The sequence below is a fragment of the Pseudomonas syringae pv. cilantro genome, assembly GCF_001293775.1.
Classification (GTDB): Bacteria; Pseudomonadota; Gammaproteobacteria; order Pseudomonadales; family Pseudomonadaceae; genus Aquipseudomonas; species Aquipseudomonas syringae_P.
In genome coordinates this window covers 147,521-171,984 of sequence record NZ_LGLN01000013.1, presented here as the reverse complement: position 1 = coordinate 171,984, position 24,464 = coordinate 147,521, and the positions used below count along the sequence as shown (strand labels likewise).

General features: G+C 60.2%; 21 protein-coding genes. 10 read left to right on the top strand and 11 right to left on the bottom strand.

Features of this window, described 5'->3' with window-relative positions; genetic code table 11:
• Positions 1-78 precede the first annotated feature (78 nt).
• The 4 genes from ABJ99_RS02180 to ABJ99_RS02165 all read right to left on the bottom strand — a co-directional run bounded on the left by ABJ99_RS02180 (position 79) and on the right by ABJ99_RS02165 (position 6,143).
• Entirely contained in the window at positions 79-3,513 is a 3,435-nt protein-coding gene (locus ABJ99_RS02180; protein ID WP_054084430.1) for a dermonecrotic toxin domain-containing protein, read from the bottom strand.
• Between the two features lie 249 nt (positions 3,514-3,762).
• A complete protein-coding gene (locus ABJ99_RS02175; protein WP_054084429.1) occupies positions 3,763-5,136 on the bottom strand; it encodes a PepSY-associated TM helix domain-containing protein in 1,374 nt (457 codons plus the stop codon).
• A gap of 85 nt (positions 5,137-5,221) precedes the next feature.
• On the bottom strand, positions 5,222-5,635 hold the full coding sequence (locus tag ABJ99_RS02170; RefSeq protein WP_375232738.1) for a DUF2946 domain-containing protein: 414 nt from the start codon (positions 5,633-5,635) through the stop codon (positions 5,222-5,224).
• Positions 5,636-5,681: 46 nt separating this feature from the next.
• A complete protein-coding gene (locus ABJ99_RS02165; protein WP_054084427.1) occupies positions 5,682-6,143 on the bottom strand; it encodes a copper chaperone PCu(A)C in 462 nt (153 codons plus the stop codon).
• Positions 6,144-6,278: 135 nt separating this feature from the next.
• On the opposite strand from ABJ99_RS02165, the gene ABJ99_RS02160 reads away from it, so the two are divergent.
• The gene (locus tag ABJ99_RS02160) at positions 6,279-6,737 is read left to right on the top strand and encodes an REP-associated tyrosine transposase (protein WP_054084426.1); all 459 of its coding nucleotides are present in this window, start codon (positions 6,279-6,281) and stop codon (positions 6,735-6,737) included.
• A gap of 229 nt (positions 6,738-6,966) precedes the next feature.
• Here the strand turns inward: ABJ99_RS02160 and ABJ99_RS02155 are convergent, their stop codons facing one another.
• The 3 genes from ABJ99_RS02155 to ABJ99_RS02145 are packed head-to-tail and all read right to left on the bottom strand — an operon-like array spanning position 6,967 to position 10,015.
• Entirely contained in the window at positions 6,967-7,704 is a 738-nt protein-coding gene (locus ABJ99_RS02155; protein WP_054084425.1) for a cobalt-precorrin-6A reductase, read from the bottom strand.
• Complete coding sequence (locus ABJ99_RS02150; protein WP_054084424.1) at positions 7,701-8,813, bottom strand: cobalt-precorrin-5B (C(1))-methyltransferase; 1,113 nt, start codon at positions 8,811-8,813, stop codon at positions 7,701-7,703. The genes ABJ99_RS02155 and ABJ99_RS02150 overlap by 4 nt, the downstream gene beginning before the upstream one ends.
• The gene (locus ABJ99_RS02145) at positions 8,813-10,015 is read right to left on the bottom strand and encodes a bifunctional cobalt-precorrin-7 (C(5))-methyltransferase/cobalt-precorrin-6B (C(15))-methyltransferase (RefSeq protein ID WP_054084677.1); all 1,203 of its coding nucleotides are present in this window, start codon (positions 10,013-10,015) and stop codon (positions 8,813-8,815) included. Before ABJ99_RS02145 ends, ABJ99_RS02150 begins: the two co-directional genes overlap by 1 nt.
• A 135-nt stretch (positions 10,016-10,150) precedes the next feature.
• On the opposite strand from ABJ99_RS02145, the gene cobG reads away from it, so the two are divergent.
• The 9 genes from cobG to ABJ99_RS02105 all read left to right on the top strand — a co-directional run bounded on the left by cobG (position 10,151) and on the right by ABJ99_RS02105 (position 17,777).
• The gene (gene cobG / locus ABJ99_RS02140) at positions 10,151-11,491 is read left to right on the top strand and encodes a precorrin-3B synthase (RefSeq protein ID WP_080377976.1); all 1,341 of its coding nucleotides are present in this window, start codon (positions 10,151-10,153) and stop codon (positions 11,489-11,491) included.
• Positions 11,488-12,114 carry a precorrin-8X methylmutase gene (locus ABJ99_RS02135; protein WP_003368856.1) on the top strand — a complete coding sequence of 209 codons (627 nt, stop codon included), beginning with the start codon at positions 11,488-11,490 and terminating at the stop codon, positions 12,112-12,114. The genes cobG and ABJ99_RS02135 overlap by 4 nt, the downstream gene beginning before the upstream one ends.
• Positions 12,114-12,845, top strand: a complete 732-nt coding sequence (locus tag ABJ99_RS02130; RefSeq protein WP_054084676.1) for a precorrin-2 C(20)-methyltransferase — start codon at positions 12,114-12,116, stop codon at positions 12,843-12,845. The genes ABJ99_RS02135 and ABJ99_RS02130 overlap by 1 nt, the downstream gene beginning before the upstream one ends.
• On the top strand, positions 12,845-14,548 hold the full coding sequence (cobJ, locus tag ABJ99_RS02125) for a precorrin-3B C(17)-methyltransferase (protein WP_054084422.1): 1,704 nt from the start codon (positions 12,845-12,847) through the stop codon (positions 14,546-14,548). Before ABJ99_RS02130 ends, cobJ begins: the two co-directional genes overlap by 1 nt.
• 149 nt (positions 14,549-14,697) lie before the next feature.
• Entirely contained in the window at positions 14,698-14,889 is a 192-nt protein-coding gene (locus tag ABJ99_RS29555; RefSeq protein WP_080377996.1) for a hypothetical protein, read from the top strand.
• Positions 14,890-14,893: 4 nt separating this feature from the next.
• Positions 14,894-15,721, top strand: a complete 828-nt coding sequence (locus tag ABJ99_RS02120) for a hypothetical protein (RefSeq protein WP_054084421.1) — start codon at positions 14,894-14,896, stop codon at positions 15,719-15,721.
• A 58-nt stretch (positions 15,722-15,779) separates the two neighbouring features.
• Positions 15,780-16,478: a hypothetical protein gene (locus ABJ99_RS02115; RefSeq protein ID WP_054084420.1), complete on the top strand. Its 699-nt coding sequence runs from the start codon at positions 15,780-15,782 to the stop codon at positions 16,476-16,478.
• Positions 16,471-17,106 carry a hypothetical protein gene (locus ABJ99_RS02110; RefSeq protein ID WP_054084419.1) on the top strand — a complete coding sequence of 212 codons (636 nt, stop codon included), beginning with the start codon at positions 16,471-16,473 and terminating at the stop codon, positions 17,104-17,106. Before ABJ99_RS02115 ends, ABJ99_RS02110 begins: the two co-directional genes overlap by 8 nt.
• 35 nt (positions 17,107-17,141) lie before the next feature.
• Entirely contained in the window at positions 17,142-17,777 is a 636-nt protein-coding gene (locus ABJ99_RS02105; protein WP_054084418.1) for a hypothetical protein, read from the top strand.
• A 6-nt stretch (positions 17,778-17,783) separates the two neighbouring features.
• Here the strand turns inward: ABJ99_RS02105 and ABJ99_RS02100 are convergent, their stop codons facing one another.
• The 4 genes from ABJ99_RS02100 to purH form a co-directional block, all read right to left on the bottom strand.
• A complete protein-coding gene (locus ABJ99_RS02100) occupies positions 17,784-18,380 on the bottom strand; it encodes a MarC family protein (RefSeq protein WP_054084675.1) in 597 nt (198 codons plus the stop codon).
• A 68-nt stretch (positions 18,381-18,448) separates the two neighbouring features.
• On the bottom strand, positions 18,449-21,238 hold the full coding sequence (gene retS / locus ABJ99_RS02095) for a hybrid sensor histidine kinase/response regulator RetS (RefSeq protein WP_054084417.1): 2,790 nt from the start codon (positions 21,236-21,238) through the stop codon (positions 18,449-18,451).
• A 90-nt stretch (positions 21,239-21,328) separates the two neighbouring features.
• The gene (gene purD / locus ABJ99_RS02090; protein WP_054084416.1) at positions 21,329-22,624 is read right to left on the bottom strand and encodes a phosphoribosylamine--glycine ligase; all 1,296 of its coding nucleotides are present in this window, start codon (positions 22,622-22,624) and stop codon (positions 21,329-21,331) included.
• A 198-nt stretch (positions 22,625-22,822) separates the two neighbouring features.
• Positions 22,823-24,427 (bottom strand): bifunctional phosphoribosylaminoimidazolecarboxamide formyltransferase/IMP cyclohydrolase, encoded by a 1,605-nt coding sequence (purH, locus tag ABJ99_RS02085; RefSeq protein ID WP_054084415.1) that lies wholly within the window; start codon positions 24,425-24,427, stop codon positions 22,823-22,825.
• Positions 24,428-24,464 lie beyond the last annotated feature (37 nt).

The window sequence follows — 24,464 nt, the reverse complement described above, 5'->3', positions numbered from 1 at the left end:
TGCCGTTGGTGCGTATGAGGCTCTGTGATGGTGCGAAAGGCGTGTTCGGGCTACTGAGCTGTCAATTTCTCAGGTGCTTCAGACCCACAGCTCCTGTTCTCCGGTGTACAGGTTGTACGTCTGATCAACCAGCTGTTCCGGCGTATCGAACCAGGCAAACAGCTGACCATTGATTCGGGTCGTTGCACCCAGTTGCAAGTGAGCTCCCGGAGGTATGGCAACGTGATCACCCAGAAAACCGGTAAACATATTCTTCTTGGGCACTCCTGGCGCAAAGATGAAGAACACCGGCTGGTTTTCGGCATCGGCGTTGCTGGTGATGAATCCATCCTGACTCCACCTGGAAGCGTTGGCCCGTGATACGGATGCGGACTGCACGCCATTGTCGGTGAACACTGCACCCACCTCGCGCTCCAGGCACGCCATCCCGTCGCTGGATACGTACGTCGCGCGAAAAGCAGTGCCGTGCCACGCGCGGAGTCGATAGAACTGAAGCAGGAACCTGCTTGTCGTGGCGCTGCGCACACCGCTTCGCAACAGCGGATTGATGTCTGCCGATCCGCCTTCTGTATAACTCGCTATTTCGGAAAAACTTTCGGCATTTGACGCTTCAGCCAAGGCCAGGTAATCGGCTTCGAACTTCAAACGTTCCGCGCTGCTTGCCTCCTGCAAGGACGCGGGCCACGCGGTCGTCAGCTTGGCGAGTTGTGATCTGGCATTGAGGATCGCGGACTGACTCATACGCGGTATCTGTTTACCCACCAGTCTCCAGCCACCGCTTGTGGTGCGTAGAGCGAATTCCTGCTCATGCACCAGCAGCGTTGCATCAATCGGGCTCAGTCGATAAAGGCGCGAGTGGCCGAACATGTTGGCCCTGCGGCTTACGAAACAGGTCTGTCCCTCCACCTCAATAGCGATAAAGCGTTGCGAGTCCATGGCGACGATCAGTTTCGGTTCTGCAAAACGGGGTGCTCTGGAGTGCGACAGTAGGTAGCCGATCTGCATCTGGCCGTCGCGGCCGACCTTACGTATCAGGTGCGGGCGTCTTACTGCTTTCTTAATGTGTGTTGCTGGTTTCAGGGCCAGCGCCAGATGGCCAATGAGCGCGGTCGCCAGGTAGCCGATGGCGCTCAGAAACTCTTCTGCAGCACCTTCAAGGTCGTTTTCATCGACTTTCGAGAAAGCGCTCCAGGTTTTATACAGGCCCACCCCCAGCGCAACAGGCATCATGATCGGGTCAGGCAAAAACAGAATGGAGATGCTTGCGATCAGATCAAAGCCAGGGCCGGAATGCGCCGCGTCTCTTGTCGGGCTCATCTGCCGTTTGGCTTCGTTGATCAGTTGGTCAATTTTGGTTTCGTGATTTTCCTCGTAGATGTCTTTGTGTTGTCTGACAAAAACTACCGGGTGCAGCAGCTTCTCAGGGATCGGAATGAGCAATAGCCGGGTAATCAGCTCTGGCGGACGCCAGTGTTTTGCCTCTTTTTCGTACTGCATGGCGCGCAGGGTTTCCAGCCTCCTGGTGACCGGAATCTGGTGGGTCAGGTAGCGCTGAAACGGCGCTGTTTCCAGAAAGCTGATAGTGAGATGAAACATGCTGTTGAACCAGCGAAAAACGACGCCGTCGGGCGCATCCAGCGTACACAGCACCAGTGGGCCCTTGTCGAACTTTCCGGCTGGAGCAATCAGCATGACATTGCTCATCATGAATTGGTTGACGCTGAAAAACCGGACTTCGATTGCCTCCCCGTTGACAGCTCGACGCCCTTCCGGTGCTGGCGAATCCAGCACTGCCTTGATCCACTCCCGCCCCGCCAACGCGAATGCCTGATGTTCGATCTCCAGGAGCGCCATCTTCATCTGAGCTTCCAGCATGTTTTTTTGAGACTGCTTGAGCTGCTGAGCGTATGCCGATGTCTTCAGATTGAGGGCGAGGTAGTCGTTGAGGTGTCGAGGATTTTCTATGGCTGTGATCAGCCCCGTTATGGCATGTATGTCCAGCCGCTGGATGAGGTTGCCTTCGCCATCGACAGCGTGAATCAGCAACGCATCCTCGGCCTTTGCACGGTAGGCATGGGTATGCGCCAGCTGGCTGAGCGAAATGCTCTCGGTCCTGGTTGCCGGTAGCACCGGTGCGCCGGGAATCTCCAGCACTTCGGTGCTCGTTCTGTAGGTCAGTGAAACAGTAATCTGTTGCGCGGCTATCTCGACGGATGCATGTTTCAGTACGTCCTCCAGTTGTTTATCGATGTAGCGCATCAGATAGCTGCGGCTATCGATTTCCGGCTGGCCGAAGTGTTTTTTGCTCGCCTTGCGAATGCTTACAACCGACTCGCCAAACCGCCGCGCCTGCTTATGCCATTCGCTGCGTTGCGCCTGCGTCATGGTCTTCCACCAGTCAGGCATCTGGCTTTGCACCAGATCGCTATCGAGCCTGTCGAGCCGCCAATGGTTGTCGAAGTGAAGCTCTGGTCTCAGCAGTTGTGCTATCGATTGCTCGAAACAAACCTCGTCCATTCGCTCGGCGCGGGCACGCCTTACCGCGTGAGCGAATATCGATTGCTGTGTGGCGATCTGGCGGGTGTTTAACAGGCTGAGGAAATTGCCTTCCAGCAAGGTGTACTGCCATTGCAGCGCGATGATGCCGGACGTGGCTTCAGCCGCAGGCTCAATCCCCATGCGTTGCCTGTAGTCAGGCTCTGTCGCTCGTTGAGCAAGGCTCTCATTCATTTGCGTCAAGGATGCAAATGCCTCCAGCCCGTCATGGGGAGTGAAAAGCAGGACGTCCTCAAGCTCCTCTTCGTCAATCTGTAGCAGCGGTTCTTCACGAAGACGTCGAGCGATGGCAAACGCACCGGAGATCGCAATTGCAGGGCCATCACCGATACGTGTCGCGAGGCCGAAAATGCTGTGTGGCTGAATCTCGGTGATGTTTCCGATGGGGCTTGGAGCGCATGGGCCCAGTGCTGCTGAAAGCAGGCTGTAATGCCCGGTCGTCATTTTTCCCGAGGCGATCAGCACCACGCATTCGGATTTCAGGCATTCGATCTGCTCGGCGACAAGCTGGCTGCTCCGGGTTTCGCCATCCGGCGTTGCAACGGACCAGTAGTCGGCAAGTTTCTGGCTATAGAATTGCTCCAGTTGCTGGCTGACCCGAGTATAGAAATCCGTGACAGCCGCCCGGCCCAGCGGTTGGATGATAGGTGTTTGCGAAGTGGACGACGGACTCGGGTAAAGGCCCTGCACGTCATTGTCGGTCCAGTTCAGACGGCCGGTGAAATGCTCGACCAGGCTGGTGATCAGCGGAACGCTGTGTATGTTGGCGCCGTCGTCCGGTGCGACCTTGCTGTCACGGTAGGTCAGCCATGTCGTCTCGACATTCAGGTCGGGTTTGAGCGGGTGCAGCAGGCTACGGGCCAACTCTTGCGTCGTCTTGCTGAAATCGGGTGGATAGGTATCGCTGGCAAGCGAGGCGGGTAGAGGTGGGGTTGATGTCGTGAGCGGTAAGTTCATGGTGCCGATTCGTCTGCATGATGGATGATCCGCTCGAGGCAATGGCCAGGCGGTTCATTTCATGTAGTCAGGGTTGGCGGCGCAGGGCTATCGGCCAGCGCTGGTCGATGACAGCAGCATCGGCTATCCGCTCGGTAGGACGTATCGGGGGAGCAAGGGCGATTCAAGGCAGGGCGAGGCCTGAAACCGGGTATGAGGAGGAATTCATCACAACGCCACTCAATGGTTTCAGGCCCCGCAGGGAGCAATCTAAGCTGTTGTCGCCTGTTTGGCAAAGCGCGAGAGCACTATTCGATCAAGCACCCAGACAATCAGCATTGAAATGCCCACCAAAGGGAAGATTGCCCCCAGCGCAATCATCACCACGGTCGCGGTTTTCCAGCGCGGCAGGTCGTGGCGCAGCGCAGGCACGCCCAATCCGTTCTGAGGGCGGCGCTTCCACCAGGTCACCAGGCCGCTGACCGAACTGAGCAGCACCATCAGGCACACCAGCAGAATCAGCAACTGATTGACCCAGCCGAAAAACTTGCCCTCATGCAGCATCACGCCCAGCTCGGTGGCCTTGGACACCGCGCTGTAATCGACGTAGCGCACATCGGCCAGCACCTTGCCGGTGTACTGATCGATATGCAGCGTTGCGTCATCGCGCGGGTCGTCAGCGAACACCGAAACAGTGAATACACCGTCGGCCGTCTTCGGTTGAGTGATGCTGTAGCCCGGTACGATTTCTCTGGCGCGTGCGATGTCGACGACCTTTTGCAGCGACACGGTCGGCGCTGCCGGTGCGCTGGACATGTGCATATGGTTCATGTGTTCAGCGTGTTCGCCAGTCGAAACCGGCATTGGTGTGTTCTCCATTGCCCACGGCACAGTCTGCGCACTGGCGCTGTTCAGCTCGCCCGCCTGCTTGTCGGATTTCGGCACGTCGGTCCACATGGCGGCCGGGAAGGTATTCCACACCGCTGCGTATTGTTTGCCCCACAGGCCGGTCCAGGTCATGCCGCTCAACAGCATGAACAGCAACAATAGCGCGCCCCAGAACCCCGTCACTGCGTGCAGGTCCCGCCACAGTACGCGGCCTTTGGTCGTCAGGCGCGGCCAGAACACACCGGCCGCCGAGCGACCTCGTGGCCACCATAGATACACACCGGAGACCACCAGCACGATGCCCCAGCCTGCCGCCAGCTCGATGAGTCGGTCACCCACGGTGCCGATCATCAATTCGCCGTGCAGCGCCCGGGCAATCGCCTGCAAATTATCCTTGGCGTCCTGAGTGCCAAGAATTTCGCCGCGATACGGATCGACGAAAACGTTGAGCTCGCGGCCCTGTTCGCTGACAACGAATTGCGCGCTGCCCTCGGTGCTGGTCGGTGGAAAATACTTGCCGACCGCGGCCTGTGGATATGCACGCAGCACCCGCTGTTGCAGCTCATCGGCAGCCAGACGATGCTCGGCTGGCGCCACATACAGCAGATCGCGGTACATCAGGTCGTCCAGTTGCGGCTTGAACAGGTAGATGATCCCGGTCAGCGACAGCAGGATCATGAATGGCGCGACGAACAGCCCGGCGTAGAAATGCCATCGCCAGGCCAGGTTATAAAAGGAGACAACAGGTTTGGACACGTTCAACGCTCCCCAACAGGGATAACACAGCACGAATCGCGCACAGCCTTGGAGCCGCACGCGATCGTGGAATTTTTCGTTCGGGTTATGCCGTAACGAGCGTCGGTGGAGCCCGGCTGCGGGCATTGGGGAAGATCGACTTGCGCGCATGGCCTTGCAGCGGCAGCAACGCAAAGAAGTCGCTGGGTATGGGTGGCGCAGCGGCCACCAGTTCCAGTACATGGGGCAAGGCCGGGCAACTGAACAGCAGGGTGCAATAACCGCACTTGGCCCACAGCGCGTGATCGCTCATGCCGGCATCGGCAGGCATGACGTGCTCGGCGCCATGATCAGCGTGGCTGTCGGCGGACATGGCCATGTCGCCGGGCATGGACATCGACATGGATGTCGACATACCGGCGTGCTGATCCATCGGCATCGACTGGGAAACCAGTGGGCCGATAAAGATCATTAACATGGCGAACAGGCTCAGCCATGCGCCCCGACGGTTACGGGGCAGGGCAGGGCTGTGGCGACGACGGGTGGTGCTCAATCTGCAACGCTACTCAGTGCTGGTGCTCGGGAGCCTGCTTTTGTACCACGACCTGCACCTCGACATCTCCCGCCTTTTCAAAATGCAGGGTCATCGGGAAGCGCTGGCCGACGATCAGCTTCGAACGATCCTTGATGTCCAGCAGCATCACATGCCAGGCCATAGGCGCGAAACTCACCTTGGCACCTGCCGGGATATCGACGGCCTGCACGTGTTGCATCTTCATCAGCCCGTCGGCGTGTACATGCTCATGCAACTGCGCCTGTCCGGCGATGGGCGTATCGACACTGAGCAGCCGGTCGGCGCTGTCGCCCTTGTTCTCGATAATGAAATACGCCGCCACCGTGGGCGCATTGGGCGGCAACTCCATCGACCACGGATGGCCAATCAGCAGCGACCCTGCCTTGTACTCATGGGCCTGGGCGAAGCAGGCCGGCAGCAGTAATGCGGCCAGCAGGAGTGCTTTTTTGAGCATGGGGGGATTCTCCGGGAAAATGAGTGAAGGGTAGCTCGGTTGAACATCCGAAACACTCAGGTAAACCTTTAAGCCCCACCGAGTGTGCTGGTTTTATAGAGTCGTTCCTAAACACGCCGCCATAAGGTAATGGGTATGAACGAAAGGGCGCAGTCACATCGCTTGCGTATAGGGCGGATCTCCGGGGCGGGCCAAATTTATCTGGTTACTGCAAAAACATTCGAGAGAAATCCTGTTTTTTCCGATTGGCGCATGGGTCGGCTGCTCGTTGATGAACTTAGGCAAGTCCAGGAGCGGCAACTGGCCAATTCACTCGCATGGGTCGTCATGCCCGACCATATTCACTGGCTGCTGCAGTTGAATAGCCATTCGTTATCCAGAATTGTACAGCGCGTCAAATCGAAAAGCGCGATCGCCATAAATAAAGCCAAGGGCTGCAGTGGGCCGTTTTGGCAAAGCGGATTCCACGACATCAACGTCCGCTCTGAAGACAGTCTTGTGGGTTTTGCCCGTTATATCGTTGCCAATCCTGTTCGCGCCGGCTTGGTCAAAAGCGTGCGCGATTATCCCTTATGGGACGCTGTATGGCTTTGAAAATAACGATCCTGTGGGAGCGAGCTTGCTCGCGAAGGCGGACGCACGTTGAGCATAAATCATCGGCGGCCATGCAGGCCTCTTCGTGAGCAAGCTCACTCCCACTTGATACATAGCCCCTGTGGGAGCGAGCTTGCTCGCGAAAGCGGACTCACATCAGCATAAACCTTCGGCCGTCCTACGGGGCATTCGCGAGCAGTGCGGATCGCCGCCCCGGTCACTCACACATTTACTGAGAGAGTCTCAAAGCTCCGTCCCTTAACGCCCCAAGCACCTCATCCACGCTCCACAAAATCCTGTCCACCTCAGGCAACTGCGGGCGTTTGAGGATCAGGACGGGCAGGCCGCGTTCGCGGGCGACGTCGAGTTTGGGCTCGGTGGAGCGGCTGCCGCTGTTTTTGCTGATCAGGACGTCGATAGCGCGTTGTTCGAACAACCGGCGTTCATCGTCAAGAAAGAACGGGCCGCGTGCGCCGATGACTTCGCAGCGTTCATTGCCGGGGTAGCTGTCCAGCGCGCGCAGTGTCCAGAACTGCTGTGCCGGGATTTCATGCAAGTGCTGCAACGGCTCGCGACCCAAGGTGAACAGCGGGCGTTTGAACGGGGCCAGCGCCGTGATCAGTTCTGACCAGTCGGCCACTTCACGCCAGTCATCATCCGGACCGGCTTGCCAGACTGTGCGGCGCAAGGCCCAGCATGGGATGCCCGCCATCTGCGCCGCGAGCGCCGCATTGTGGCTGATCTGCGCGGCATACGGATGAGTGGCATCCAGCAGCAGATCGATACCCTGTTCGCGAATGTACTGCGCCATGCCCTCTGCGCCGCCATAGCCGCCGACTTTCAGTTGGCAAGTCAGATCGGTTGGTACCCGGCCAACGCCCGCCAGGCTGTAGATGTGCTCGGGTCCAAGCCTGCGTGCAATCGCCAGCGCTTCGGTAATGCCGCCCAACAGCAGAATTCGTTTCATATGTGTTCCTTCGATAACGCAACGCCCGCCTGACCGACGATGCCGCCCTGGCGATCGATCGCGAACACTTCGACCCGTACCCGTGCAGGCACCACGCTGCGGGCAAACGCCAGCGCATGGCGACAGACTTCGTCACCCAGCGGCACCCCCGCCGCAGCGCACATCGCCAGCGCCTGCTGGCTGGTATTGGCGTGCAGGATCTGTTGCTGCAAGGCAGCGTCCGCGCCGACCTGCGCCGCCCAACGCGCCAATTGCGGCAGGTCGATGCTGGAATGGCGGCTATGCAGATCCATATGGCCGGCCGCCAGTTTGCTGATCTTGCCGAAGCCACCGCACAGGCTCAACGTATCCACAGGCACTTTACGCAGGTGCTTGAGCACAGCGCCGACGAAGTCGCCCATTTCGATCAGGGCGATATCCGGGATGTTGTAGACGCGACGCATGGTGTCTTCACTGGCATTGCCGGTGCAGGCGGCGATGTGCCGGTGGCCGTTGACGGTCGCGACATCGATGCCCTGATGAATCGAGGCGATGTAAGCCGCGCATGAGAACGGCCGGACAATCCCGCTGGTGCCGAGTATCGACAGCCCGCCGAGAATGCCGAGGCGCGGGTTCATGGTCTTGAGTGCCAGCGCTTCGCCGCCTTCGACACCAATCGTGACCTCGAAACCGCCGCGATAGCCTGCTTCGTCCGCCAGCCGCAGTAAATGTTCGGTCATCATGCGCCGCGGCACCGGATTGATGGCCGGCTCGCCCACTGCCAGCACCAGACCGGGCCGGGTCACGCTACCGACCCCGGGGCCTGCCATGAAACGCACGCCGGGTGCCGTTTCCAGCCTGACGCGGGCAAACACCAGTGCACCGTGGGTGACATCGGGGTCGTCGCCGGCATCCTTGAGCGTTCCGGCCTCGGCAAAGTTATCCACAACCCGGCAGAACTCCAGGCGCATCTGCACCTGCTTGCCCTTGGGCAAGACGATGTCCACCGCGTCGCTGACCTGTCCGCAGAGCAGCAGCCGCGCTGCCGCCAGGCTGGTCGCGGTCGCGCAACTGCCGGTGGTCAGGCCACTGCGCAGCGGAGCAGGCTGTTCGGCGGTTTCGTCGCGCATCAGGGTTTGACCATGTCCAGCAGGGTGATCGGCAGGGCCTGGCGCCAGGTGTCGAACTCGCCGAGAGGCTGGGCATGCGCGACGTGAATCCGGGTCAGTTCGCCGCCGTGCCGTTCGCGCCAGGTCATCAACGCGGCCTCGCTTTGCAGGGTCACCGCGTTAGCGACCAGGCGACCGCCTGATCGCAGCTGCTCCCAGCAGGTTTCCAGCACGCCAATCCGCGTGACGCCACCGCCGATGAAAATCGCATCCGGACGCTCCAGACCGCTCAACGCCTGTGGCGCGCTGCCGCGAACCAGTTGCAGACCGGGCACACCCAGTGCGTCGCGATTGAATTCGATCAGTTGCTGACGACCCTCGTCGGCTTCGATGGCCATGGCGCGACAGGTCGGGTGCGCACGCATCCATTCGATGCCGATCGAGCCGCAGCCTGCGCCGACATCCCACAGCAGCTCGCCCGGCAACGGTGCAAGGCGGGCGAGGGTGATGGCCCGAACATCGCGCTTGGTCAGTTGACCATCATGCTCGAAGGTACTGTCCGGCAAACCGGCCAGGGTGCTCAGGCGAAGGGCGCTGGCGTCGGCGCGACAATCGATGGCGACGACGTTTAGAGCGGCGATGTCAGGATTGCCCCATTCGCCGGCCAGCCCCTCGACACGCCGTTCGGCGTCACCGCCCAGATGCTCCAGCACGGTCATACGGCTCGGACCGAAGCCGCGATCACGCAGCAGACCCGCGATGATCGCCGGGCTGCTGCCATCGTTACTCAGCACCAGCAGGCGCACGCCGTGATGAAAATGAGCGTTCAGCGCCGCCATGGGCCGAGCGACCACCGACAACGTGACGACTTCTTGCAGCGGCCAGCCCAGCCGGGCCGCTGCCAGTGAATAAGAGGAGGGCGCAGGCAGAACGCGCATTTCTTCTAGGGCGACCACGCGGGTCAGGCTGGCACCGACGCCGAACAGCATCGGATCGCCGCTGGCCAGTACGCAGATCTCGGCACCGCGCTGTTCCAGCACCGGGTTCAGCGAGAACGGGCTCGGCCAGGCACGCCGTTCGGCACGGATGCAGGGTGGCAACAACGCCAGCTGGCGCGGGCCGCCGAACACCTGATCAGCGTGCAGCAGAGCGTGCCGGGCATTCTTGCCCAGCCCTTTGTAACCGTCTTCCCCGATTCCCACCACTGTCAGCCACGGCGACATGTACATACCTCAATTCGAACTTCCGACAGAGCGCCTTTTCATGCCTGCGGACAAAGCAGGCATAATACCGCGCCCAACGGGGTACAAGTGCTCTAATCCATTTACGTTTCCAGCCAGTTCATACCGGGTGATCCATTGAACGAGCAGCAGTCCGCTCGCACATCGTCGACAACGCCACGCCCCTCGGCCTGTCCGGGGTTGCTGCGTATCGTCCCGGCGCTGGACGGCGGGATCTGCCGGATCAAACTGGCGGGCGGCGTCATTACCAGTGTGCAGGCGTCGGCAGTGGCAAAGGCCGCGCAGACTTATGCACAGGGCGTGATCGAAGCCACCAATCGCGCCAATCTGCAGATTCGCGGCATCGGTGCAGAGCACGAGCGGCTGATCGAAAGCCTGATGAACGCAGGTCTTGGTCCGGCCAATCCGGCCAGCGACGATGTGCGCAACCTGATGCTCAGCCCGACCGCCGGGCTGGACCCGCACCTGCTGTTCGATGCCCGGCCGCTGGCGGCGCAGATTCTCGAGGCGCTGGAAAACCACCCGCGTTTTCATGAATTGTCGCCCAAGTTCGCGTTGTCGCTGGACGCGGGCGAAGCGCTGGTCATGCTCGAACACCCGCATGACGTGTGGCTTTCTGCACTGAAGCTGGACGGTGAAGTATGGCTGGCGTTCGGCCTGGCGGGATGTCCGGCCCATGATCGACCATGGGCTGCCGTGCCGGTGGCCGCCGGGCAAGCGTTGGTTGTCGCGCTGCTGGAGCTGTTTCTCGACCTGGCCCGCCCGGAGCACACCCGGATGCGGCATTTGCTGGTCGAGTTATCCACAGATGAGCTGCTGCGCCAGCTTTCCAGCCGGCTGGGCTGCACGTTGCGGGTTGATGACGCAGTAATCGGCTGGCAGCGTCCGGCCATTCAGAGCAATTGCCATATCGGCATTTATCCACAAGCGCAGCCCGGTCTGGTTGCGGTCGGCGCGGTGGTGCCGCTGGGTCGTCTGACCGCGTCCATGCTCGCTACAGTGGCGCAACTGGCTGCCGATCAGGGCGACGGCACCCTACGCCTGACGCCCTGGCAAAGCCTGTTGTTGCCCAATGTGCCGGTCGCGCGCGCGTCAGCGGCCATGGCGCACTTGCAGGCGGCGGGCCTGATCTGTTCGGTCGAACAGCCGCTGGCGCAGATCGTGGCATGTACCGGTTCTGCCGGTTGTGCCAAAGGGCTGGCCGACACCAAGGCTGATGCCCTGCAGCTGGCTGCCGGGCTGGCGGACAGTCAGCCTGTGCATCTGAGCGGTTGCGCGCGTTCCTGTGCCGCCGCTCACGTCGCGCCTGTGACCTTGCTGGCCGTGGCGCCCGGCCGTTATGACCTTTATTTTCGCGACGCAGCCCAACCCGGTTTCGGTGTGCTGCGCGCGCGTGACCTTACTATTGAAGCAGTCGGTGCGCAGTTGAACGCCGACTCACGGAGCAGCATGGCATGATTGATTACATCCGCGATGGTCAGGAGATATATCGCAATTCCTTCTCGATCATTCGCGCCGAAGCGCGCCTGGACACGATCCCTGCCGACCTGGAAAAACTCGCCGTGCGCGTGATCCACGCCTGCGGGATGGTCGAAGTCATCGAAGACCTGCGCTTCTCGCCGGGTGCAGGTACCGCCGGGCGCAACGCCCTGGCCGCCGGTGCGCCGATCCTGTGCGACGCACGCATGGTTTCCGAAGGCATCACCCGTACCCGATTGCCTGCCAACAACCCGATCATCTGCACACTGCATGACGAAGGCGTGCGCGAAATGGCGCTGGAACTGGGCAACACCCGCTCGGCCGTGGCGCTGGAGCTGTGGCGTCCGCACCTGGAAGGCAGTGTCGTGGTGATCGGCAACGCGCCGACCGCGCTATTCTATCTGCTGGAAATGCTTGATGCGGGTGCGCCAAAACCTGCGCTGATTCTCGGCTTTCCGGTGGGTTTTGTCGGCGCTGCCGAATCCAAGGCCATGCTCGCTGCCGACAGCCGCGGCGTGCCGTTCGTGATCATGCAGGGGCGTCGTGGCGGCAGCGCCATGGCGGTCGCCGCAGTCAACGCACTGGCCACGGAGATCGAATGATGCAGGCACGCGGTCGATTGATTGGCCTGGGCGTCGGCCCCGGCGACCCGGAGCTGATTACCGTCAAGGCCCTGCGCTTGCTGCGCGAGTCGCCTGTGGTCGCCTATTTCGTCGCCAAGGGCAAGAAAGGCAATGCGTTCGGCATCATCGAGGCACACTTGCAGGACGTTCAGACATTGATGCCGCTGGTCTACCCGGTCACCACCGAAGCATTGCCTGCAGCGCTGTCCTACGAGAAAGTCATCAGTGATTTCTACGACGAATCCAGCCTTCAAGTGGCTGCGCATCTGGATGCCGGGCGTGATGTGGCGGTGATCTGTGAAGGTGACCCGTTCTTCTACGGCTCTTACATGTACCTGCACGATCGCCTGGCCGAGCGCTACCATGCCGAAGTGATTCCGGGTGTCTGCTCGATGCTAGGCGGCGCTTCGGTGCTGGGCGCGCCGCTGGTGTATCGCAACCAGAGCCTGTCGGTATTGTCCGGCGTGTTGTCCCACGAAGACCTGAAACGCAAGCTGGCCGATGCCGACGCAGCGGTGATCATGAAACTGGGTCGCAACTTCCACAAAGTGCGTGAAGTGCTGACCGAGCTGGGCATGGCCGGGCGCGCCCTGTACGTGGAGCGTGCGACCATGAGCAACCAGAAAATCGTGCCGCTGGATCAGGTCGATCCGATGTCTTCGCCGTATTTCTCGCTGATTATCGTCCCCGGCGACAGGTGGCAAGGCTGATGACTTTCGACACTCCGGCCATCGTCATTCTCGGCAATGGCAGCCTCGCTACGGCGCGGCGCATTCAGCAGTTGTTTCCCGGCGCGCAGATCCACGGTCTTGCCGAGCGGGTGAGCGGCGCTGATTGCACGTACCGTGAGTTTGGCGCGACGCTGCGCCATTTGTATCAACAGGACACGCCGATCATTGCCCTGTGTGCTGCAGGCATCGTGATCCGCACGCTGGCGCCGCTGCTGCTGGAAAAAGGCGCCGAGCCGCCGGTGCTGGCCGTGGCCGAAGACGGCAGCGCCGTGGTGCCGCTGCTGGGCGGTCTGGGCGGGGTCAATGTCATGGCGCGCAGCATTGCGACCGGGCTTGGCGTCGCTCCGGCGATTACCACCAGCGGCGAACTGCGTTTTGGCACCTGCCTGCTCAACCCGCCGAGCGGCTACGTGCTCGACGATCTGGAGCACGGCAAACGCTTCGTCTCCGATCTGCTTTCCGGGGAGCACGTGCGCATCGAAGGCACGGCCCCCTGGCTGGTCGGTGCGCAGTTGCCCGAAGACCCGCAGGCCGAATGGGCGATTCACGTCGGCTGCACTGTGCGTGAGCCTTCAGCCAATGAATTGCTGATCTACCCGCGCAGCGTGCTGGTGGCCGTCAGTGAAATAACTGAGGAAACGGCGGCGCGGGTTCGCTCGGCCTTGCATGATTCGCGCATTGCCGAACAATCCCTGGCCTGTCTGTTGGCCAGCGAAGAGCAGATGGCCAACGCGTACCTGCATCAGGCGGCTGCGCAATTGGGCGTTCCTGTGCGCTTCGTCAAGGTCGGGTCTGCCAGCGACATGGCTGCGAGTGCTGTGCCGCAGCCGCTGACTTCCGTCACTATCGGTAACCAGATGACGATTGCCGTCGCCGAGCAGCCGCTGGATGCAGAGCAGATCGGTCGCGGCCGTGGGCGCGTTGCGGTGGTTGGCCTGGGCCCCGGCGCGGCAGACCTGATGGTGCCGGCAGTCAAGGCCGAGCTGGCGCGCGCGCATGACGTACTGGGTTACGAAACCTACGTGCGCATGGCCGGGCCGTTTCGCGCCGATCAAGTGCTGCACAGCAGCGACAATCGCGAAGAAATGCTGCGCGCCCGCCATGCCTTCGAACTGGCCGCGCAAGGTCGCTCGGCGGTGGTCGTGTCGTCCGGTGATCCGGGCGTCTTCGCCATGGCCTCGGCGGTGCTCGAAGCGCTGCATGAGTCCGACAATCCGCTCTGGCACGCAGTCGAGCTGGAAATCCTGCCGGGCGTCTCGGCCTCGCTGGCAACCGCCGCTCAGGCCGGTGCGCCGCTGGGTCATGATTTCTGCGTGCTGTCGCTGTCCGACAACCTCAAGCCGTGGGAGATCATCGAAAAGCGCCTGGACCTTGCCTGCCAGGCCGATCTGGCACTGGCGTTCTACAATCCGATTTCCCGCTCCCGCCCGTGGCAACTGGGGCGTGCGCTGGAGATCGTTCGTCAGCATCGGCTTCCCGAAACCCCCGTGACATTGGGCCGTGACGTCGGTCGTCCGGGTCAGACATTGCGTGTAATTACGCTGGGCGAACTGACCCCGGAGCAGGTAGACATGCGGACCATGGTGTTGATCGGCTCATCGCTGACCTGCACGTTTCCTCGCAACAGCGGCGGCCATTGGGTGTACACGCCGCGCTGGTATGGTCAGAAGCCTACAGCCTGAGCCAGCCGGCTTGTCATACCGGGGGCGTCCGTTTGTGGGAAATCGCCGAAATTCCCACGTGAAAGCGCTCCTGCAAGCCGATTTTACGGCTTGCATATCGTGTGAATTGATCGCTTGTGAGCTACCCCCTCTGTAGCTTGTTTCGTCGTCTGTCAGCGGAATCTTCTTTTGCGCCCGAACTGTCGGGGGAGCATGTGCAGTTCAATATTTTGCTTCTTCGCAACAACCGGCAATCTGGCGACTTGACGCAGACATTTATCGACACAGGGCGTGGGCAAGCAGTCCGTTTTATTTCGTTAGTCTTGTTCCTGTCCATCGGGACGCATGAATTAAAGGACTAATGAAATGAAACAGGAAACCCCTATGAACACTACCGATAACCTTGATTACCTCGCTGCTTGTGAGCTGGCTGACTGCTCCCCGTCGTTGGCAGCCTACGCAGCCGCTCGCAATACCCCGTCGCGTCTGGTGGGTGGCGATGTGACGGATGCAGCCTTAAGTGATGAGGGCGCTACAGCTGCCGTAGTCGCAAGCGGCCTGATCGCCTTTGCCGAGGGCGTGTCGCGACTGAACAAGGACGACGTCATGGACTCCTTTCTGTTCGCGACCCTGGTCGCCAACAAGGCGTTCAACGCTGAAACCCATAGCGATCAGTGGTACGAAAAATTCAATGAAGTGCTCTCCGCGATGGGCTGGCTGTCCTTTCACTGGAACTACTCGCGGTACAGTGCCACGCAGCAACGCTTCACCATGGACGAGGTCGGTCTCGAGATTCTCGGTTCGGCTATCGCCGCTGCGGCACTGCCAGGCCCTGCCTCGCTGTTGATGCTCAAGGTCGCCGCTGATGCCGTTGCCGCCCTGAGTGCCAAAAAAGAGCCGCTGCGCCTGTTCGAGAGCCAGACGAAAATGCACCGTGGCGGCAGCTTTCGCATTGCGTCCTGCGTCGAGTCGGAAGATGGCACCGTTAATCTGTCCATGGGTGCAGTCAGTTTTCAGGCCGACAGCGAGGTCACCAATGTTCTGTTCTGGGAATGGCAGGACACCAACGTAAAAACCTGGAAAGGCGAAAACAACCTGGTGCTCAACACTGGTATGTATGCGCGCCATCGCAGTTTTATTCAGGACGCACTGGCTCGCAAAGGCAGGAGTGCAATCGAAGAGTTCGAGATCTGAATGGATTATTTGCGGAGACGCGTGTCGTCTCCGCTTCCGGGATAAAAGGAATTTTCCCATGAAGCAGAAACTGAACGCCGGAGTGGTCAACGCGGGGTGTCTGCTGTTTTTTCCTGAGCAGGGTCAGACAGCCTCGTACCACGATGTCATGGATTCGCTGCTGTATGTGCAGTTGGCCGCATCGAAGAAACACCCGAAATTTGCCAGCTTCGATAAATGGAATGAAACCTGGCTGGCTGCGGCAATGAGTTTTGGCTGGGTGCTGAAAGCCAGCGAGCATGTCAGTGAGCCGTTGGAGGCAGACGCTGCCGAGACAATATGGAGCAGTGTCCGTCGAGCGCTTGCCGTGTCAGTCACGCCAGCGGCGCTCGATCACGCAGAGCAGTCTTTGCGCAAGGCTTGCACACCGCCTTGCGCAAGTCAGGCCATTCGATTGCTGGCCGGCCAGGTGCTTGGACATGAAGCGGATCAGGCCGGATGCTCGCAGACCGTCGTGGCTGTGCAAACAGGTTTCATCGACGAACAGCATAACCTGACGCTGGTACAGCTCCATTTTGTCACCCGCCAGCCGCTGAGCAACGGCTTTCTGTTCGACGCCCTTGAGCCTGCAATGGTGCGTGGCAACATCGATTTAACCTTCTATTCGCTGCACCTGATGGATCACGTGTATCTACAGTTTCGCGAAAAGATCAGCTCTGCGTTGGCAACCAGGCGTGCCGGCCTGATCGAGACATTGGTGGAGGTTCACGATGCCTGAACGCGATGAAAGTCTGTTGTCTGGCAATAATCTGGTGTCCTTTGCCTATAACGTTTGCCCGGCTTTGCGGCAGGACATTCTGGACTGTCTCCACCACGCCCGGCTTGTTGCAGATGATCTCCATTCACCGCGTCAGTCCTGGCGTTCGTGGCTGGATACCTACCAGCGAACCATTTCTGCCACAGGCGGGCAGCTTGACGCACGGATTGAAGAGGCACGGCTAAAAATCCACCGTTTCAGGGATATTGGCAAGTTGCGGCTTCCTGCGGTCAGCAACTCCGTAGAGCTTCGCCAGTTATACCTGCGCTCACTCGACAGCCTTCTGGCCAGTGAGCATGCGCAGACATTTTTCAACAACTGGTTTATTTCGGGTCGCTTTGAAAGCTTTCAGATCATTCCCTGTGCGATGCAAAGCGAAGAGGAGGCAACGATCATGCTATGCAGTATGCAGATGAGCACCTTGGCCCTCAGACCTGCGCTCTACTTCTGGCAAATACTGGGAGGGGAAATGCAGGTGCACACCTTCGGTACGGCGTTCCGCTTCAATCGCCAGCGCTTCGAACCATTTCGTCAGACGGTTCAGGACGCTCTGTCTGATCGCGCTATAGCCGAAATCGTCGGTCTGTAAGAAGTGATCAGCCCCCCATGGAAGGGAGCAAAAAAATGAGTACAGACACAGGTAATGCAGCGTATCTGGGCAATATCCCCAGTATGGTGGCGTTTCTTCCGGGGTTATCGAGCGAGGAGCGCACCGATCTTCAGGACGTGCTGCTGGATGCGCAATTGTTCGCCGGCAAACAGTTTGATTTCAAGACGCAGTGGAGCAGTTGGATGCATTACTACCGCAGCCGGCTCAAGGCGCGCGGCATACAGCAAAAAGGTGTGGTCATGGGCGACTCGCTGGTGGTGAGCAACGTCGACGATTTGTTGCAGGCAACCTTCAGGGTCAGCAACCCGAAGGATCGCCAGCGTCTTGGCGGGATGGTGCAGCGTGCCGTCAAGGCTATGGGGGTGAATCAGGCGGCGGAGTCTTATTTTCAAAACGGTTTCGATCAAGGTCGTCTGGGCAGTTTTCAGGTCGTACCCTGTGAAAAGTATGAGCCGAACCGGACACTCCTGTTGCTGTGCAGCCTGCACCTGAGTGTCGACGACCACGCTCCGGGTACGCGCAGGCTGCTGTTCCACTTCAAGGGTGGCAGTTACACTTTTGACAGAAATATCTATGCAGCGCATCGAGACAGCGTGGCGCGTTATCTGGATGGCAAAGCACACAGTATGGTTCGTTCGGTGTTTATCTGAGGCCGATCAGGGCAGCAGGTAACCCCTGACGCCGGTAAAAATGATCTGCGCAGCCAGCGCGCAGACGAACAGCCCCATCAGGCGGCTGACGATCTGCAAGCCCTGATCACCGAGAATGCGCTCGATGCGGTTCGCGAGGTAAAGCACCACGCCGACTGTCAGGCTGGCCAGTGCAATGCTCAGGATGGCAGTGAGCTTGTCATCCCAGTGCGGCTGGCTGACGCCCATGACCAGCAGCGCACCGATAGTGCCGGGGCCTACCGTAAGCGGAATGGTCAACGGAACGATGGTCACATCCTGCTGGATGTTGTCGGTCTGCACCGCGGACTTGCCTTGCGCCATCGCCAATGCCGAGATGAACAGCACGCTGCCGGCGCCAATCCGGAACGCGTCTACGGTAATCCCGAACACATCGAAAATGATCCGCCCGAACAAGTACAGCAGCACGCTGGAAATCAGCGTGGCCAGCGCCACTTTCCAGGCCAGACGACGCTGTTCCTTGCGCGAGTGACCTCGGGTCAGGCTGATAAAGCAGGAAAGAACGAAGAACGGGCTGTAAAGCACCAGCATTTTCAGATAAACGCTGAACAACACGTGAAGCATGACGTTGGCTCGCATCGGCAGATGAATGGGCAGCGCCAGTCTATCAGGCCCGTGTACTTTGCCGATGCTCAGTTCTGTTGATACAGCTCGCCAGCCGAGGTCAGCCCGCGTGCCTTGTCGCGATGGGCCACCCATTGCTCGACCAGCTCGCGCAGTTGCGACAACTCGATGGGTTTGGCCATGTGGCCGTCCATGCCGGCCTGACGTGCGCGATCCTTGTGTTCGGTGAGGATGTGCGCGGTCAGTGCGACAACCGGCGTGCGCACCCGCTGATTACCGACTTCCCAGGCGCGCAGCTGTTCGGTGGCCGAGAAACCATCAAGGATCGGCATTTCGCAATCCATCAGCACCAGATCGTAGCGCTGCGCTTTCATGGCGCGCAGTGCTTCTTCGCCGTTGCTGGCGGTATCGGGATTGAGGTTGAGCTTGCCGAGCATGCCGCGAATCACTTTGGTCGAAATGCTGTTGTCTTCGGCCACCAGGATCCGGAAGTCGCCCGGCACGCTGACCGGAGTGTTGAACACCGGGCTGGACTTGGGGGCTGTGACGCCTTTGTTCAGTTGAGTCAGTTCATCGGCCAGCGTGGTCTTGAGCGTATAGCCCGCCACCGGTTTGGCCAGAATGCGCTTGATACCGGAATTGCGGGCGATGATCTTGCTGGGCGCATTGCTGATGCCGGTGAGCATGATCAGCAGGATGTCGTGATTCAGGCTCGGGTCTTCCTTGATCTTGGCGGCCAGTTGCATGCCGGTCATGCCGGGCATGTTCTGGTCCAGCAGGACCACGTCGAAATAGTCACGCAGGTGCGCCTTGGTGCGCAGCAGTGCAAGTGCCTCCTTGCCGGACGCCACGGCACTGACATTCAGGCCCCAGGCGCTGCATTGCTGGACCAGCACCTTGCGACAGGTATCGTTGTCGTCGACCACCAGCACCCTGGCATCCTTCAGCGGGCTGTCCAGATCGATGGTCGGCTGTTCCAGCAGCTTGGCGTCCAGCGGCAGGGTCAGCCACAGCGTATTGCCTGGCGTGCCACTGTTCTGAATGCCGAACTCGCCATCCATCAGCACGATCAGCTGGCGGGCAATCACCAGCCCCAAGTGGCCACCCAGCCTGCTGCTGGCGAGGAAGTTTCTGCTGTGCAGCTCGGCATGCAGCAGTTCGTCGCGCTCTTCGTCGGACAGCGACTCGCCGCTGTCCTGCACTGCAATGCGCAGGCGAGCCGGGCCGGCCTTCGACGTTTCCAGCGCTACCGCCAGCAGGATTTCGCCTTCGTCGGTCTTCTTCAGGGCGTTTTCCAGCAGGCTCAGCAGGGTCTGACGCAAGCGGGTCGGATCGCCGCTGATGACACGCGGCACCTGCGGCTGGATCAGGCTGATCAGTTCGACCTGCTGCTGTTCGGCCTTGGCGCGGAAAATGTTCAGACAGTCCTCGACCAACGCGCTGATGTCGAACTGCACGTCGTCGAGCTCGATCTGCCCGGATTCCAGCTTGGTGATGTCGAGAATTTCGTTGATCAGTGTCAGCAGCTCGTTACCGGCGCTGTGGATGGTCTGTACGTAATCGCGCTGTTTGACCGACAGCGGTGTGCCCAGCAACAGTTCGGTCATGCCCAGCACGCCATTCATCGGTGTGCGTATCTCATGACTGATCTTGGCCAGAAATTCTGCCTTGGCATTGATTTCCGCAGTGCTGGCGGCCTGATCGCGACTGAGACTGAAGCGGTCTTCGGTAATGCTGCGATGGCGTTCGCTCAGGGCCAGGCTCATCAACAGACCACTGATGCAGAACACGCTCAGCAGCGCGAGGATCAGCCATTGTGGCGGGATCAGGCTGAGCCACAACAAGCCCGGCAGCACCACCATGTAACCGATATTGAAGGTGATCATCCCCAGCACGAACAGGCGTGCCGAACGATAGCCTTTCTGCCAGTGCCACACTGACACCGCAAGAATGCTCAGTGTGGTAATCGACACCAGCACGAAGGTGAGGATGTTGATCGGCAGTGTGCTGTCGAACAGTACCAGCAGCGCGCCGAGGCCCATGAGTACGGCGTTGCCCAGCAGCAGCCGATCAAGCTTGCGCACATTGCGGTGGACAAAGAAGTAGTAGGTGTAGATCAAGCCTGCCACCGCTGCCAACAGCAGGGCCAGGTGTGCGCTCGGCGTCTGGGCGATGTGCCATGGATCGATCGGGCGCAGCAGGTTGAGCAACAGCAGGGCGCTGAGCCCGAGCAACGACTCACAGGCCGCCAGCCACAGATTGCTGCGTGAGCGGGTATGCCCATAGCGTGTCAGGTTCTGCACGATCAGCATCGACAACGCACCGAACAACAGGCCGAACAGAAGGGGTTCAGTCTCGTCTGCCGCGCTCTGGATCGCTGACTCCAGCGTGATGCTGGGGCGCATTTTCTGGGCGGACACCAGCCTCAGGTAGATATCCAGAGAGGCCGAGCTTTGCGGAATCGGCAACAGAAAGTCGTTGGAAGGCAGGCGCTGATCTTCAATGGGCACCTCGTTACCGGTGCGCAGGTGATCGATCAACTGGTCGCCATCCATGACATACATGTCAGCGCTGACAAGGTCCGGCGCGAAAATGCGCAGCAGTTGCTCGTGCTGGGTGGGTTGCAACCGGTAATGCAGCCACACCGCGCCGCCGCGCTCGGTGGCAGCGACACGCTCCAGTTCGGTGGGGCTGAATTGATTCTGATAGCGCGCCGACCGGATTTCATCCAGCGACAGGCTGGCTTTTTCGTCGAGCAGCGTTGACCAGCCTGCGCCATGCTCCGCCTGAGCCGACAGCATGCACAGCAAGGTCAGCAGGCCGACCGTTGAGGCTATGGCAATCCTGAGCCAACGCACTATGAAATCCCTTCGTGAGTGAATGCCTGGTAAAACCGCGCAGTGCAGGATAGCCGGCCAGAGCCTGTGGTCAGGCGCTGGCCTGGTTGATCATTCCTGTTCTTCGCCACGCTCGCGGGCAATGGCACGGTAGCCAATGTCATTACGATAAAAACAACCTTCCCAATTGACCTTCGATGCCAGCGCGTAGGCATTTTTCTGCGCGCTGCCGACACTGTCACCCAATGCTGTGGCACACAGTACACGACCGCCACTGGTCACGACACGATCATCCTGCAAGGCGGTGCCTGCGTGGAATACCTTGCCTTCCAGTTGCGCAGCGGCGTCCAGCCCCTCGATGACTGCACCTTTGGCGTAATCGCCAGGATAACCACCGGCCGCCAGCACGATACCCAGGCTCGGGCGAGGGTCCCATCGGGCTTCGACCTTGTCCAGCGCCTGCGCCAGCGCCGCTTCGATCAGCAACACCAGGCTCGATTGCAGACGCAACATGACCGGCTGGGTTTCCGGATCGCCAAAACGGCAGTTGAACTCGATCACCTTGGGGTTGCCAGCCTTGTCGATCATCAGACCAGCATAGAGGAAACCGGTGTAAACGTTGCCTTCTTCAGCCATGCCACGGACGGTCGGCCAGATGACGAGGTCCATGACCCGTTGATGAACCTCGGCGGTGACCACCGGGGCAGGGGAGTAGGCACCCATGCCGCCCGTGTTCGGGCCGCTGTCGCCGTCGCCGACGCGTTTGTGGTCCTGGCTGGTGGCCATTGGCAGCACATTCTTGCCGTCGACCATGACGATGAAGCTGGCTTCTTCGCCATCCAGAAACTCTTCGATCACGACCCGCGAACCGGCATCGCCAAAGGCATTGCCGGCCAGCATGTCGCGTACCGCGTCTTCGGCTTCGGCGAGGGTCATGGCGACGATGACGCCCTTGCCTGCCGCCAGACCGTCGGCCTTGATGACGATAGGCGCGCCTTTTTCACGCAGATACGCCAGTGCAGGCTCGATCTCGGTGAAGTTCTGATAGTCGGCCGTCGGGATCTTGTGGCGCGCCAGAAAATCCTTGGTAAATGCCTTGGAGCCTTCCAGCTGCGCGGCGCCGGCCGTCGGGCCGAAGCAATCCAGGCCGCGGCTGCGGAACAGATCGACAACGCCTGCAACCAACGGCACTTCAGGGCCGACGATGGTCAGCGAAACATTCTGCTCGGCGAAATCCGCCAATTGCTCCAGCGCCAGCACGTCGATGTTCACGTTTTCGCACTTGGCTTCAATCGCCGTGCCCGCATTGCCGGGTGCAACGAACACCTTCTGGACACGCGGGTCCTGAGCGACTTTCCAGGCCAGAGCGTGTTCGCGACCGCCGCTGCCAATGATCAAAACATTCATTTCAAAAACCTCGATGACGCTGATTCTGGAGTACGCGGTGTGTCTGCAAGGATCAATACCGCAATACGAGGTCGCAATGGCGTTGGTGTATGCAAGGCGGATGGGGCCTCGCTGAGCGGAGTTGCCTTTTGGCAATGAGCATCAGCGGAGCTCCATTCAACGCAGCAGACGCCTGCGACAGTGCGGCCGTTTTTCTGATTAGTGCCTAAAGTGGCGCATGCCGGTGAACATCATCGCAATGCCGGCTTCGTCTGCCGCTGCAATCACTTCGTTGTCGCGCATCGAGCCGCCGGGCTGGATGACGGCGGTGATGCCGACCTTGGCCGCGTTGTCGATGCCGTCACGGAACGGGAAGAAGGCGTCGGACGCCATCACCGCGCCCTGCACCTGCAAACCGGCATGCTCGGCCTTGATGGCTGCGATGCGGGCCGAGTTCACGCGGCTCATCTGGCCTGCGCCGACGCCGATGGTCTGGCGGTTGCGGGCATAGACGATGGCGTTGGACTTGACGTATTTGGCGACTTTCCAGGCGAAGATCAGGTCATGCATTTCATGTTCGGTCGGTGCGCGCCGGGTGACGACCTTGAGGTCGGCTTCGGTGATCATGCCGATGTCGCGGCTCTGCACCAGCAGCCCACCATTGACGCGTTTGTAGTCCCAGGCCGGCAGACGCTCGCTCCACTGGCCGCTGGTCAGCAGGCGCACATTGGCTTTGCTGGCAATGATGCTGCGGGCTTCGGCGCTGACGCTTGGGGCGATGATCACTTCGACGAACTGACGCTCGACGATGGCCTTGGCCGTTGCAGCGTCCAGCTCGCGGTTGAAAGCGATGATGCCGCCAAACGCCGACTCGGAGTCAGTGGCATAGGCCAGCTCGTAGGCTTGGCGGATGCCGCCTTCGTCATCCGGGCAAACTGCAACGCCGCACGGGTTGGCGTGCTTGACGATCACGCAGGCCGGCTTGACGAAGCTCTTGACGCATTCCAGTGCCGCATCGGTGTCGGCCACGTTGTTGAACGAGAGCTCTTTGCCCTGCAACTGGGTCGCGGTGGCGATGCCGACTTCGGCCGGTTTGGCTTCAACGTAGAACGCCGCGCTTTGGTGCGGGTTCTCGCCATAGCGCATTTCCTGGGCTTTGACGAACTGGGTGTTGAAGGTGCGCGGGAACTGGCTGCGGCCTTCGGTGCTGAGGGTTTCGGCTGTCTGGTCGACGCCGCCGAGGTAATTGGCGATCATGCCGTCGTAGGCGGCGGTGTGCTCGAACGCCTTGAGCATCAGCTCGAAACGCTGCGCGTAGGTCAGACCACCCGCCTTGAGGCTTTCCAGCACGCGGCCGTAATCACCGGCGTTGACCACAATGGCGACGTCCTTGTGGTTCTTGGCAGCGGAACGGACCATGGTCGGGCCGCCGATATCGATGTTCTCGATGGCAGTCGGCAGGTCGCAACCCGGTTTGGAAACCGTGGCTTCGAACGGGTACAGGTTGACCGCAACCAGGTCTATCGGCTTGATGCCGTGTTCGTTCATGATCGCGTCGTCGACACCGCGACGACCCAGAATGCCGCCGTGAATTTTCGGGTGCAGGGTCTTGACCCGGCCGTCCATCATTTCAGCGAAGCCGGTGTAATCGGCCACTTCGACTGCCGATACGCCGTTATCCTTGAGCAGCTTGAAGGTACCGCCAGTGGAAAGAATCTCGACGCCCAGCGCTTCAAGCTCGCGGGCAAATTCGAGGATTCCTGTCTTGTCGGATACGCTGATCAGAGCGCGGCGGATCGGCAGGCGGGTAGTCTGGTCGGTCATCTCGGTTTCCATCAAAAGCAAAAGAAGTCAGCAAAAA

Coding starts and splice junctions, on each gene's coding strand:
- ABJ99_RS02115 (WP_054084420.1), top strand. CDS start 15,780: ATGAAGCAGAAACTGAACGCCGGAGTGGTCAACGCGGGGTGTCTGCTG.
- ABJ99_RS02120 (WP_054084421.1), top strand. CDS start 14,894: ATGAAACAGGAAACCCCTATGAACACTACCGATAACCTTGATTACCTC.
- purH (WP_054084415.1), bottom strand. CDS start 24,427: ATGACCGACCAGACTACCCGCCTGCCGATCCGCCGCGCTCTGATCAGC.
- ABJ99_RS02105 (WP_054084418.1), top strand. CDS start 17,142: ATGAGTACAGACACAGGTAATGCAGCGTATCTGGGCAATATCCCCAGT.
- ABJ99_RS02100 (WP_054084675.1), bottom strand. CDS start 18,380: ATGCTTCACGTGTTGTTCAGCGTTTATCTGAAAATGCTGGTGCTTTAC.
- ABJ99_RS02130 (WP_054084676.1), top strand. CDS start 12,114: ATGCAGGCACGCGGTCGATTGATTGGCCTGGGCGTCGGCCCCGGCGAC.
- ABJ99_RS02110 (WP_054084419.1), top strand. CDS start 16,471: ATGCCTGAACGCGATGAAAGTCTGTTGTCTGGCAATAATCTGGTGTCC.
- cobJ (WP_054084422.1), top strand. CDS start 12,845: ATGACTTTCGACACTCCGGCCATCGTCATTCTCGGCAATGGCAGCCTC.
- ABJ99_RS02155 (WP_054084425.1), bottom strand. CDS start 7,704: ATGAAACGAATTCTGCTGTTGGGCGGCATTACCGAAGCGCTGGCGATT.
- ABJ99_RS02145 (WP_054084677.1), bottom strand. CDS start 10,015: ATGTCGCCGTGGCTGACAGTGGTGGGAATCGGGGAAGACGGTTACAAA.
- ABJ99_RS02180 (WP_054084430.1), bottom strand. CDS start 3,513: ATGAACTTACCGCTCACGACATCAACCCCACCTCTACCCGCCTCGCTT.
- ABJ99_RS02160 (WP_054084426.1), top strand. CDS start 6,279: ATGAACGAAAGGGCGCAGTCACATCGCTTGCGTATAGGGCGGATCTCC.
- ABJ99_RS02165 (WP_054084427.1), bottom strand. CDS start 6,143: ATGCTCAAAAAAGCACTCCTGCTGGCCGCATTACTGCTGCCGGCCTGC.
- ABJ99_RS02135 (WP_003368856.1), top strand. CDS start 11,488: ATGATTGATTACATCCGCGATGGTCAGGAGATATATCGCAATTCCTTC.
- purD (WP_054084416.1), bottom strand. CDS start 22,624: ATGAATGTTTTGATCATTGGCAGCGGCGGTCGCGAACACGCTCTGGCC.
- ABJ99_RS02150 (WP_054084424.1), bottom strand. CDS start 8,813: ATGCGCGACGAAACCGCCGAACAGCCTGCTCCGCTGCGCAGTGGCCTG.